This window comes from Chitinophaga jiangningensis (genome assembly GCF_900142605.1).
In the GTDB taxonomy this organism is placed as follows: domain Bacteria; phylum Bacteroidota; class Bacteroidia; order Chitinophagales; family Chitinophagaceae; genus Chitinophaga; species Chitinophaga jiangningensis.
This window is the reverse complement of record NZ_FRBL01000009.1, coordinates 369,310-382,509: the sequence shown is the minus strand read 5'-3', so window position 1 is coordinate 382,509 and position 13,200 is coordinate 369,310. Positions and strand designations below refer to the sequence as shown.

General features: G+C 50.3%; 7 protein-coding genes. 4 read left to right on the top strand and 3 right to left on the bottom strand.

Annotation, left to right across the window (positions count from 1 at the left end):
• Positions 1-37: 37 nt before the first annotated feature.
• From BUB18_RS23805 to BUB18_RS23790, 4 genes are all read left to right on the top strand, one after another.
• Positions 38-1,099, top strand: a complete 1,062-nt coding sequence (locus BUB18_RS23805; protein WP_073085857.1) for a FecR family protein — start codon at positions 38-40, stop codon at positions 1,097-1,099.
• Positions 1,100-1,211: 112 nt separating this feature from the next.
• On the top strand, positions 1,212-4,445 hold the full coding sequence (locus BUB18_RS23800; RefSeq protein WP_073085855.1) for a TonB-dependent receptor: 3,234 nt from the start codon (positions 1,212-1,214) through the stop codon (positions 4,443-4,445).
• An 11-nt stretch (positions 4,446-4,456) separates the two neighbouring features.
• Positions 4,457-6,037, top strand: a complete 1,581-nt coding sequence (locus BUB18_RS23795; RefSeq protein ID WP_073085853.1) for a RagB/SusD family nutrient uptake outer membrane protein — start codon at positions 4,457-4,459, stop codon at positions 6,035-6,037.
• A gap of 468 nt (positions 6,038-6,505) precedes the next feature.
• Positions 6,506-7,444: an endo-beta-N-acetylglucosaminidase H gene (locus BUB18_RS23790; protein WP_073085851.1), complete on the top strand. Its 939-nt coding sequence runs from the start codon at positions 6,506-6,508 to the stop codon at positions 7,442-7,444.
• 97 nt (positions 7,445-7,541) lie between these two features.
• Here BUB18_RS23790 and BUB18_RS23785 read toward each other — a convergent pair whose 3' ends face one another.
• The 3 genes from BUB18_RS23785 to BUB18_RS23775 form a co-directional block, all read right to left on the bottom strand.
• Positions 7,542-7,790, bottom strand: coding sequence for a hypothetical protein (locus BUB18_RS23785; protein ID WP_143160077.1), 249 nt, complete (start codon positions 7,788-7,790; stop codon positions 7,542-7,544).
• Between the two features lie 249 nt (positions 7,791-8,039).
• Complete coding sequence (locus BUB18_RS23780; protein WP_073085847.1) at positions 8,040-9,614, bottom strand: beta-N-acetylhexosaminidase; 1,575 nt, start codon at positions 9,612-9,614, stop codon at positions 8,040-8,042.
• A 67-nt stretch (positions 9,615-9,681) separates the two neighbouring features.
• Entirely contained in the window at positions 9,682-12,588 is a 2,907-nt protein-coding gene (locus BUB18_RS23775) for a DUF4132 domain-containing protein (RefSeq protein WP_073085845.1), read from the bottom strand.
• Positions 12,589-13,200: the final 612 nt, after the last annotated feature.

Below are 13,200 nucleotides of genomic sequence, written 5' to 3'. Positions count from 1 at the left end.
CTACCTACTCTTATTCATTATAGCCGGAATTGCACACATGGACCTATTTGATCAGCAGGAAGAACCTGCACCAGAACGTACTGAAGCCAGCGTAGCTGCGCTCGCTAAAGCAGCGGGCAATGAGCGCATGAGCGCGGACGAGCGGGAGGCGCTCTGGAACCGCATACATCAAAATATGAACCGGCCGGCTAAGCAACCGTTTTTGGTAGTACATGGCTGGAAGGTAGCCGCCGCATTGCTGGTGTTGCTGGCACCGCTGGTATGGCTGCAAATCAACCGTACACCTGTACCTGCCATCGTGCGCTACGCGGCGGCTATGCCCGATATAGATGCGGACACCTTATCGGCTACACGCTTATTACTGGGTAAGCAACAGGGCGTGCAGGTAAGCCAGCAAAACGCTGTAATCAGCTATTTACAAGGCGATTCCCTTCAGGTGAACAATGAAACGCTGGCACAAAACAAAGCAGCCACTTTTAATACTGTACTGGTACCCTACGCTCACACCGCACAAATCACCCTGCCGGATGGCTCACGCGTATGGCTCAACGCAGGTTCTAAACTGGTGTATCCTACGGTTTTTAATAACAACAACAGGGAAGTAGTGCTGGAAGGGGAAGGGTATTTCGAGATCGCTGCCAATGCTGCAAATCCGTTTAAGGTATACGCCGGAGATGCCGAGGTACGGGTACTTGGAACAGCGTTTAACTTATCATCTTACAAAAATGAAAAGCAACAACTGGTACTCTGCAGCGGTAGCGTGTTACTGGCCGCCGGTGGTGCGGAAAGTTTGCTGAAACCCGGACAGCTGGCGGAACTACAACCAAACGAACCGGTGAAAATCAGCCAGGTAATCACCCGCCATTACACCGCCTGGAAAGAACATCACCTGGTGGCAGATCACACCACGTTAGATGAAATTCTTAAAAAATTAGCGAGGTACTATAATATAAAAATTGATATCAGCCCGATGGCTGCCAAAGAAACATTTTCCGGAGACCTTGACCTGCAAAATAAGATGGAAGTGGTGCTGCATACAATTGCCAACGCTACGTCCATGCATTGTGAGTATGCCGATGGAAGGGTGAACATTAAATAATAAATAGGCTTTTATCAAATACCAATCAGCAGCCGTAACGGTTGCTGCCAGCCGGTTTTATGCGCAGAAACCGGAAGGGATCACTATTTTCTAAACCATCCAAAATAGATGTATGCGAAAACTCTACGTTAGTCTGCTCCTATGCCTGTGTATTGCCGCAACACAGGCGGCTTCGGCCACGCAGAACGGGCAGCTGCTCGTTAAACTAAAAAACGCACCGGTAACGGAACTGTTCAAACAAATCCAGGAACAAAGTGCCTGGCGCTTTTTCTACAAAGATGACCTGGTAGCAGATGCGAGAAATATCACCCTGTTTATGCACGCAGGCATCACCGATATACTCGACAAAGGCTTACAGTCTACCTCCCTCGGCTATACGATTTCAGGTAACCAGGTTACCATTGTGCCGAAGGCCGCCATGCCTCCCAGGCAAAGCAAAAGCAGCAACGCCACTGAGGATACCCTGGTACTGGTAAAAGGCCGGATCTATGATACCCATGAACCGCCACAGGGACTGCCGGGTGTAACCGTAAAACTAAAAGACGGCAACATCGGTACCACCTCCGATCCGGATGGTTATTTCAGCCTGCGTGTACCAAAAAATAAATTGCTGGTATTTTCCCAGATCGGCTACCTGCCGCAGGAATACAGCTCCGGCAATGGGAACAACGGCCTCACCATCGCTTTAAAAGAAAACGTTTCCAAACTCGATGAGGTAGTAGTAACCGGCCTCACGGAGCAGCAACGAAAACATATAGCCAGCTCCGTAGCCACGCTGAATGTAGCTTCGGCCATGAGCGGCAAGCCGATCACCACCATCTCCCAGGCATTGCAGGGTGGTGTTACCGGCCTGCAGGTGCAACAGGGAAGTGGATTGCCCGGGGGCGATGCAGCCACGGTAAAAATCCGCGGTATCAGCACGCTCAACAACTCCAACCCGCTGGTACTCGTAGATGGTGTACCGATGGATATGAACCATATCGACCCGCTCACCATCGAAAGTGTAACAGTGCTGAAAGATGCCGCCGCTGCTTCCAGCTACGGTGCACGTGCCGCCAACGGCGTTATCCTGATCACCACCCGCCGCGGCGTACCCGGTAAAGTAAGCGTGATGTATGACGGCTATTACGGCGTGCAATCGCCCACTTTCATGCCCTCCCTGGTGGATGCAGGGGAATATATGAAACTCTATAATGAAGCGCAGGTAAATGCCGGCAATCAGCCTTATTACGCGGATAGTGCCATTGCCAATACCATCGCCGGCGTAGATCCGGTTAAATATCCCAATACCAACTGGCAGGACCTGATCATCGATAAATATTCTCCGATCACCAGTCAATCCATCGGAGTGAGTGGTGGTAATAACATGGGGCGCTTTGCACTGAACGTAAACTACCAGGACCAGCAGGGGATGATCCCCTTATCCAAACAGCGGAAATACAATATCCGCGCTAATACTTCTGTTACCCTCAGCAAAAAACTGCTGGTGAATATCGACCTGCTGGCCATCAAGCGCAATACCTCGCAGCCCAACAGGGTGAGTGGTTCCGGCGGTAACCGGATACTGGAAGACGTATATCGTGTGCCACCTACCATCTTACCAAAATACCCCGGAAGCCAATATGGTACTGAAATTTATGGTCGCTTTGCCGATATCGTGAACCCGCTCGCATATGCGGAGAAAGGCGGAATCAGGAAAAGTGAGTTTGGCCAAAGCAGTATCAACCTGCAACCCCGCTGGGAAGTGCTGCCAAACCTATACCTGCGCGGGCAGTTTAGCTTCCGCCTGAACAGTGATATGTCCATCGATACCCGCGACAACTATAATTTCCTGGATTATTATACGGGTCAGCTGCTGCAAACCTGGACACAGCAACGCTCTAATAAACTGGCGCGTACCACCTACTATTATTTAGGTGGTACTGCGGAATATACGCTGGACAAAGGCGATCATCACCTGTTTGTAATGGGTGGTTACTCGCAGGAAGAAAACAACGGCAGCTCCCAGGGTTCCGGCTCCGATGATAAAACTACATTCAGCATCTGGTCTATTATGTCCGGCTATGCGAAAGCAAACTATTCCTATAAAGATAAATACCTGCTGGAACTGACAGGCCGTGCAGACGGTAGCTCCAAATTTGGCCCCGCTAAAAAATATGGTTTCTTCCCATCCTTTGCAGTGGGCTGGAATGTAAGCAAAGAGCCATTTATGCAAAGCATAAGCGCAGTGAGTAATATGAAGCTCCGTGCTTCCTACGGCAAATTAGGAAATGAAGGTATAGGTCTCTACCTGTACCAGACTACTATTTCCAATAGTAACGGGGTCGAACAAACGAATGGTAATCCTGAAATCGGTTGGGAAACGGTGAACATGCTGGATATTGGGCTGGACCTCGGTTTGTTTGGCGGTAAGCTGGAGCTGGTGGCTGATTACTACGATAAGAAAACCACCGGTATGATCCTGCTGCCACAGCTGTCGTATACCGGAGGTTTTGAAGATGATATTCCTTTCAACATCGGTGAGGTGTCCAACAAGGGATGGGAGGTGTCATTAAACTATAATGCACAACTCACGAAGGACATCAGCTTAAGCGTACGCCCTGGTGTTACGGGTAACAAAAACCGTATCCTGAAACTGGCGGAAGGCACCGAGGCAACCACTACCAAAATCAATGAAGTAGGCGGCCCTATTGATGCCTGGTTTGGTTATCGTACCGATGGCCTGCTGCAGGCCACTGATTTTGATGCTGCTGGTAATCCGCTGGTGCCGGTATTGCCAGGCGCTAAGCCGGGGGATATCAAGTACCTCGACCTGAACAATAACAAGGCGATTGACGCCGGTGATCAGCGCAGAATTGGGAGCAACCTGCCTACCATGAATTACTTCGCAAACGTGCACCTGAGCTGGAAGAAGCTGGACCTTGAATTTTTGCTGCAAGGCGTAAACAGCTCCGATGGCTACTTGCAGGGGATGCTGGCATTGCCGCTGGACCTGAGTAAGGATGGGGGCGTACCTACCAAATACTATGCGGCCAATTATTGGACGCCGGAGCGCACCAATGCCCGTTTCCCGCGTTTGAATTCCGCACCGGCCAACAACAAACCCAGTTCTGATTTCTGGTTTGAAAACGGTGCTTACCTGCGTCTGAAATACATTCAGCTTGGCTATAACATTATGACCGATGGCCTGAAACGCGCCGGTATCAGTCGTATCAGGGCTTATGTGAATGCCCAGAACATCTGGACACTGACGGACATGACGCTGATGGACCCTGAGAGCCAGGGTAACCAATGGACGTACGGTATTATGAAATCATTTATTGCTGGTGTAAACATTCAATTCTAAATAGTACAATCATGCATATCAATAAATCCTGGATATTATTATTTGCGCTACTGTTCGGCAGTTGCACCAAGTTTCTGACGCATGATGATCCGGATTCTGTGACGGACGAGAGCTGGTGGAAAACAGAAGCCAATGCCACAGGAGCATTAGGCTCCGTATATGCGGGCCTGCCTGGCGGGTCCGATGGCCGGCAGCTGATGTTCCTTTCTGCTTTGAGCGACGAGGCAGTGGCACGTCAGGACACCCGTGGGTCGTATGAAATTTACGCCAAAGGTTTGGCCAACAGCAACTGGGATGTAGCCTTGGGTGTGTGGCGGGATGATTATAAAGATATCCGCCGTGCCTGCCGTTTTCTGGAGAATGTGGATCGTTGCTTTATGGACTCGACCCTGAAGCAGCGTTATAAAAATGAGGCCCGCGCAATGCGTGCCTACTATCATATGGAGCTGCTGATGTTTTTTGGCGGACTGCCGATTGTAACAAAATCAGTAGATCCGCTGGATGATGACCTGAAAAGAAATACCGAGGAGGAGGTTTATAAATTCGTGATGGACGAGCTGGCGGCCTGCGCACCTAATTTGCCTGCTTCTTACGACAGTAAAGAAGCCTGGCGTATTTCATCCGGTGTATGTTATGCCCTGATGGCTAAGCTGGCCATGTTTTATGGTAACTATGACGTAGCCAAAGCCAATGCCAAAGCGGTGATGGACCAGGGTGTATTTGCCCTGTATAAGAGCAGTAATGCGAAGGTGAACAGTTATGCCGAGTTGTTTTTATATGCCGGTGAGCTGAACAAGGAGCGCATCTTTTTCAAGGATGCCGGTTGTGCCGGGGCATGGAATACTTTTGCACCGGCAGGGGTAGGGGGGAAGACAGTAGTGTCGCCCACGAGCGTGGTCGTGAATAACTTCGAAACCCTCCAGGGTAAAACACTGGGAGAATTGCCTGCCGATTCGCAGGAGATCTACCGGAAAACGCCTAACTACAAAAACAACCGTGATCCCCGATTGGCCGCCACAGTGCTGCTGCCGGGGCAGGTGTACCAGGGTGTAACCCTGCAGCCGTTTGGCGATGTAGGTACCGATAAAATAGGTGCACAGTTTTCTACTACCACCGGTTACTGGGTGAATAAATACCTGGACCCGAAGGATCGTAATGCCAGCACCAAGAACCTGGATTACATGATCATCCGTTATGCGGAAGTGCTGCTGTATTATGTGGAGTCGCTCGTGGAAACCGGCGACTGGCAAAATCCTGATGTGTTGCTTTACATCAATCAGATCCGTAATCGTGCAGGCATGCCGGCTGTGGATGCAGCCAAATATAATACGCAGGAGAGCCTGCGTGCGCTGATCCGTCGGGAACGCATGTCGGAGCTGTGTTTCGAGGGTGCCCGTTTCTTCGATATCCGCAGGTGGAAGATCCTGGGTACGGTGATGACGGGGCAGGTGTATGGGGCCAATGATCCGCGGACGGGGCAGCCTACGCTGGTAGAAACGCGCAATTGCAATCCGGAAAGGGATGTGCGTTATCCGATTCCGTTGAGCGAGATGCTGGCTAATCCGAATATGGAGCAGAATTATTTGTATTAGTTATTTAGCAATTCCCGGGGACCTTCGGCCCCCCGTAATTTCTAAAGTCCGGTACCCAAGGTGCCGGACTTTTTTATGCTTAGGTAGCACTTGTTTTTCCTATTTCGGAGAAGCAGAGGCCTTCGGCCTCTGCTTCTCCGAAGCCCTCTGCCACCTTCGGTGGCAGAGGGCTTCGGACATACGCGTCGCTAAGCAGGGTGCTTATTTCGTATGTACGATCCCGTAAGTTTAGCAACCCGCTGCGGGCAATCCCAGCCAGCGTTGTAACTCCTCTGCTAAACAGCCTTCAAATCCTTTGCAGTACTGTGCTTAAACGTTTTAGTGAAAATCTGGATTTTTCCCTATATTCAATGAGCATTCCATTATTTTCTGGTCGGAATGATTTAGCAACACTGTCAGACCCATAGCCCATTCCACGATCCGACCCTTTATTTTTTATTGTTTTCTTAAACCTTCAAAAGTAGTAACATGACATCCAGATTCCACGCCGTGCAGCATGTAATGCTGGTCATTACAGCCGTTGCAGCGATTAGTTTTGCTTCTTGCAGAAAAGATGCCGCCACACCTGCCACCAGTTCCACTCCCAAAACAGAAACAGTTACCAAAGCAGGCGGTAAATCTGTAGTGTATGTAGAGGTCAACAGCAACAGTATGTTGAATGCCGGGAAATATACGCTGACCACCGGCGGTCAGCAGCTCTTTGATATTGCCATCATCTTTGCGGCCAATATCAATTACAACACCACTACCAGCAAAGCCTACCTGTACAACAATCCGCAGGTAAGCAATGTATTGGTAAACAGGGCTACCCAGATTGTTCCTTTGCAAAACAAGGGAATGAAAGTACTGCTCTCTATCCTGGGAAACCACCAGGGGGCGGGCTTCTGTAACTTTACAAGCAGGGCCAAAGCGCATGACTTTGCCCAGCAACTGGCAGACACTGTTTCCTACTACAACCTGGATGGGATTGATTTCGACGATGAGTATGCAGATTATGGTAACAATGGTTTGCCGCAGCCAAACGACAGCTCTTTCGTATTTCTGCTGGAAGAACTGCGTACGCTGATGCCTTCCAAGATTATTTCTTTCTATTATTACGGTCCGGCCGCTAGCAGATTATCTTATGGCGGCAAAAAGGCGGGCGACTTTGTAAACTACAGCTGGAATGCCATCTACGGCACTTACTCCGTGCCTAATGTGGCAGGTTTAACCAAGGCTAATTTAGGTCCGGCTGCTGTAAATATCATGAGCACCAGCCAGAGTACCTGCGTTAACCTGGCGAACCAAACCAAGAACAACGGCTATGGTATCTACCTGTGGTATAATCTGACGAGCACTAATAAAGCGACTTTATTTTCTGCTGTATCCAATGTGCTGTACGGAAGTGCTATTACCTACACGCCTTGAGTGATGGCTAATCGTTTAACCAGGAGGTAATGGAAAAATGAACGCCGCATCAGTATGTCTGATGCGGCGTTCTGCTTTACTAATTAATGATGGGTTGCTATTGCCTGATGCCCAGGGTATCTCTTCTTTTACCTGTAGTATCACGGTCATGTTTCTTATCCTTCTTAGGATGGTGCTGTGGCCATTTACCAGTGTCTGGCCTTGGTTTGGGCGGAAACGTATCCTGCCATGTTGCTGTTAAACCCGGCATGGTTTGCGCATCCACCTGATGGTCATCCCTACGGATAAAAAATGCAGCGATAAATAATACCATCATCAATCCGATTGTTGCGGGTAGGTTCCTCATAAAATTTTATGAATGGTTCAATCAAACTAATTCCAATTTCATGCTGAATTCAATGCCTCATTTCGCCAATCTTATAACTGCCTGAAAGTAACGGATTTGCACCACTGGTGGCGGTTTTAGGACGATTCGTTGGTGTGGAGTATCCCCAACAATACGGGGCGGTTAAGTTGCTTTTTTTCGCTAGTAAATAAAGAAAAGGCCGGAACCTTTAGTTCCGGCCCTTCTACAGCAATGTTCTGCTGAAAATATTTATTGCCGCTGAAAAATAATCCCTGCTTTTTCCCAGCGCTCATAAAAGAACGGCAGCCCCTTTTTAAACCGCTCATAATCTTTGTTACCGGTGCTGGTCCAGCCGGCTTCTGCATAAGCTGCCAGGCGTGGAAACACCCTGCTGGTCATGGTTTTCACATCCGGTAAAAACTCGCCCCACATCTGGCAGCCGCTGCCCAGAATTTTATTTTCGTATTGCGATTCCAGTCCGTTTGGAACAGGATCGAAACTATATGCTTTATCCAACTTGAAATCGTAATCCAGGTAAGTAAATGAGTGATAGGAATTGACCACGTCATAACCTTTTGAAACCGCATCGCGGATCAGTGACAGGTCGCCCTTCCAGAACTGTACAATGGTACCGGGCGCCAGCTTTTCCTTGCCGGCAACATCTTTTGCATCATTATACTCATGCAGCTTGATACCCATAATCTCGTTCCAGCCCATCATGCGGCGGTTTCTACCGGCCAGGAAATTGGAAATACTATTGGTAAAAGCAATCTGTAGATCGGCGGGAGAATTGAGCTGATGCGCACGCATATAACGCACCACCCCGGAATCCGCTTTCCATTGATCATACTTTACTTCATCCCCACCAATATGAATCACTCTCGACGGAAATAATCCCATCACTTCCTGCAATACATCCTGCAGGAAAGTAATTACTTTAGGATCGGTTACATTAAACACGTTGTAATGCACGCCAAATTGCGCAGGCACTGCAATCTGTTCATGACGCGTGCCCAGCCAGGGATAGGCTGCTATGGCGGCGCTGGCATGCCCGGGCATTTCTATTTCCGGAACAATGGTAATGTGCCTGGCGGCAGCGTATTGAATAATATCCCTGATCTGCTCCTGCGTATAAAAGCCTTCATGCTTTACCACGCGGTATACTTTACTGTTAAAGGCTGTTTGTGAGGAGTCGCGGTGACTGCCCACCTGCGCCAGTAACGGGTACTTTTTGATCTCTATGCGCCAGCCCTGATCGTCTGTTAAGTGCCAGTGGAAGGTGTTCATCTTCAGCACCGACATCTCCTCCAGCAATTGTTTCACTGCTGCTGTACCCTGAAAGTGCCTGGCTTCATCCAGCATGAAGGAGCGCCAGCCAAAGCGGGGTTTGTCGGTAATGTCCACTCCAGTTATCGTATGTACGTTACCGTTAGTGGCAACCAGTTGTCTCATCGACTGCACGCCATAAAATACGCCGCCGGCGGTAGCGGCACGTATCAGCACGCCTTTGGCATCACTGTGAAGGGTATAGCCTTCCTGGCCCAGTTGTGTGAGCAATTTGCTGTTTACTTCCAGCCTGATGTTGTTCGTTTGTCCTTTTCCGTTAGTAGGGAGATGCAGGCCCGTCGTTTGTTCCAGCGCTGCCTGTAAATACGCTGCTTCTGCCGGGCTGTTTCCTGAGATAGTAGTGCTGGGGGAGAGGGTAAAAATGGTGCCGTTTTCTTTTACTTCCGCCGGCATTGGAATAATGTTCACTGCGTAGAGCTGGATGGTGGCACCAAGCAGGATGCTGAGTGCTGCCAGCCGCTGAAAAATTGTTTGCATAAGTGGATTTTATTGCGTTTCCAATGCTGGAAAAATTACGAATAAAATCCCGGTAATGCCTGGATTATTACACCAGTTCCATTTTTACCCTCGACATGGCAATATCGGTTACTGCCTCTGAATAGAATACCGGCGGCACTTTGCAAAGCTGCAGCACGTCAGCAGGCGCGGTAACCGCGCTGCTGATCTGTGCTGTAGTAAGCTGCCTGGTGAAATACAGGTTGCCGAGCTTGCAGCGGATACCTGACTCCTGGTAAATATTATAGGTGGCGATGCGGGCTTCTACCTGTTGTATGTCGTTGGACTTATACCAGGTATGGGCCACGCCTTCTTCATTTGTTTGCGGCTGCCAGCCTCTGCTGAGCAGGTGCTGTTGCATCACTTCCATGTCAGCGGCGATATCTTCAAAGTCGCCCATCACTGTTTGCAGCGCTTGCTCCGGCTGCAGGGTGGTAACCTGGCGATCCAGCTGTTCAAAAGCCGGGATGATGTTATTGGCTGCCAGGTGCTCTTTCCATTGTTGCATGGCCTGGGCATCCATTTGCAGCGGATGCAGTAAACGCACGCTGGCAAAGGGTGGCAGCTCAATGGCAGCACCGCTGATGGTGATGAGTCTGGAATCCTCTGTGCAGCGGAAGCTGGTCATCAGCTGGTTTTCTTCATCGTACACTGCCCAGATGAGTCTGTTGGCAAATACAAACATCAATGGGTTGTGGAGGAAAAGTTCCAGCCATTGGGCTGCTTTCCAGCTGCGCTGGTTCACAAGGAACTGCTGCAGGCGGTCCGCCTGTTTGGCTGCCATGGCGGGCAGTTGTTTCTGCAGTTCCTTAAAGAATTTCTTCGTTTCCCTGGAAGCTGCGGTTGGAGGCGTTTTGGGCCTTTTGCCTTTGCGGTTGAGGTAGGCGATGCGGAAGTTATTATCTACAAAACCCTTCCAGGTATCGCCATTCATCTCAAAAGGTTTATACCTGCCTTCAAATTCCAGGTCGGGCACGGCTTTGTCGCCCAGCTCGTGGAAAGTGAGGTCCAGTTCGGCCGCAGCGCGTACCAGTGCATTCCTGGCGGCGGCGCCGAGTAGTACGCGGCGGGTGGTATATTTTTTACCGTAGTATTCTACTATCTGGAGCGACTTACTATTCGCCTGCAGGGCCATTGCCGCGAGGGCGTGTTCTGCCTGGCGTGGGCGGCGCTCGTTGATCCAGCTGCCAATGTTGGCCTGGAGGGCGGCAGCGAGTTTATTATGACCGGTGAGGGCAGCTGTTGCCAGCAGGAACTTCAGGCGGGTATCGCCTTCGTGCTGCTCGTACATGTTGAACAGGCCCATGGCAAAGTCGTCGTTGCGCTTCGGGTCCAGCAGCTTTAATAACGGTTTCGCCTCTACGTCGGCGCCCATTTCGGTGATGCGCGACATACGATAGAGCAGAAAGCGGGTGGCTTCCAGCGGAAGCTGTTCGCCGTCTTTCGTCCACAGCAGCGGGAGGGACTGGTCGTCCATCCATTTTTCCAGCGGGCGGTTGAGTTTATACCTGCTTCTGGCGGAGGCGATGAGGTGGTTTACCGTTTCCATATCAGCCTCGTAGTGGATGAGGTTACCCAGTGTTTCCAGCATCAGGTCGCGGGCATCGTCGTTGATTTCGTTGTGCAGGGTTTCCCTGATCAGCTGGCGTGCTTCCGGCGTATTGATGCTGCAGAGGATGAGTGTGGCGGTGAGGCGTTGCTCGGCTTTTTTATGTTGCAGTAGTTCGGCCGCTTTCGTATAGGCGTCCGGGTCTTTTGCGAGTATAACGGCTACGGCCATACGCACCGACTTCAGCTTGTGCAGGGTGTAAGGCCATAATTGTTCGAAGTATTGGGTGGATTCGACATGTTCCATTACCGGCAGCAGTAATTTAATGTCGTAGCCTTTTTCCAGTGCTTCCATCAGGATAGGTACGGCCTGTTGCTGGAGGCGCTGGCCCAGTATTTCGAAGCAGGCAGGATGTATTTCCCTTTGTTCACGGACGAACTGGAGGAGGTAATCCATACCTTCGGCGGCATTGTGTTGCAGCAAACCGTGCAGCGCGATGAGGCTGAGCGGGTAGTTGCCCGTGGTATCAGCCTGCAGGATGCTGCTGGCGTAGCCTTCGGTGGCAACGGGTGCCTGGGAAAATTCCTGCAGGTATTGCCGGAACAGGGGCAGCAGGTTGGCCTGGTAGGTGTCCGGCTGGTAATTGGTAAGTGCCAGTTGAACGCCCAGCTGCATAGCCACGGGGGCGGCAGCCGGATTGCCTGTTTGGAGCAATAGCGGCTCGTACTTGGCAAAGTTGTTTTGCAATAAGGCGTTGGCCAGATCGCTGTTTAAATAGCCCGGGACAGGGCCTGAAAGCTTTTTTTCAAGGTAAGGGAGTTCCAGGTCCGGATGGCTTTTGGCCAGTAACCTGAAAAACAGGGAGTTCCAGTTAAGTTGATACCACCTTTGCAGGTATGGTTGGATAGCGTGTGCATCGGTACTTCTGAGCAGGTCTTGCAGGAATTTCCGCAGGGGCGAAAATTTCAGCGGTAGCAGGTCCATGTTTTCGCCGTAGTTGGAATAACGGATCAGCATGGAGCCTATTTTTTCAGGGCTGTAGCCCTGTTGCTGCAGGAAGTGAGTGAATGTACTGAATCGCTGTACGATAGAGGAGGAGCTGCCTGGCATATCCAGCATAGGGACGATATGCGTCAGGAAATCATGCTCATTTTGCTCCCATACCTGTGGATCGGATAGTAACTGAAGCACCAGTCGGTCGTTGTCATTCCATTGATCGGGCAGTTGCAGCAGGGGGATAAAGTAGCCTGCCATGGCTGTTTCGTCAGGTGTGTTGAGTACCGGTACGGAAGTTTGTGCGCCTGTCAGGAACAGATGGATCGACACGATCGTGGTTTCATTGGCATGGTGGAACCTTTTTCTCAGCCTTTCAATTATTGGTTGTGTCGTTTCCGCTGTATATGGCATAAGGTTTAAATGGATTCAGTTTAGTGGTATTCTCTGCCTGGTTCCGCTAAGGGCGGATTTTTAAAAAGTGAATAATGTGGTTTCTGTTTGCAATTCCGGCACAAATTAAATAAAATCGAAAAATAAAAAGCTAAATATCAGTGGCATTTATAAAAAAGTGGGGTGTTTTTTGATCTTAGCGGGTGCCAATGTCACCTTCGGTGCCATTGGAGGAGTGCTGCGCTGCGCGCAGGGTGCTTTTTGTGGGAGATGTTTTTTGATCTTAGCGAGAGCCAATGTCACCTTCGGTGCCATTGGAGGGTGCTGCGCTGCGCGCAGGAGGCTTTTTGGAGGGAGATGCTTTTTTGAGTTGAGCGAATGCCAATGTCACCTTCGGCGCCATTGTTAGGGCTATGTGTTTTCGAAGTTGGGGATATACTGCCGGTGCTGCCTATACGAATTACGCGTCGGCCGTAGTAGTGCGCGGGAATTTATGGCCGTGTGCAGGTTTTTGTTTTCCGGGAGATGTGGGCGCCGCGGCGCCCACATCTCCCGGACTTCCTCCGGGCCGCAGGCCCGGAGGAAGTCCGGGGCAAAAAAAAGACTGACACCTCCGTATCAGTCTTTGTAATA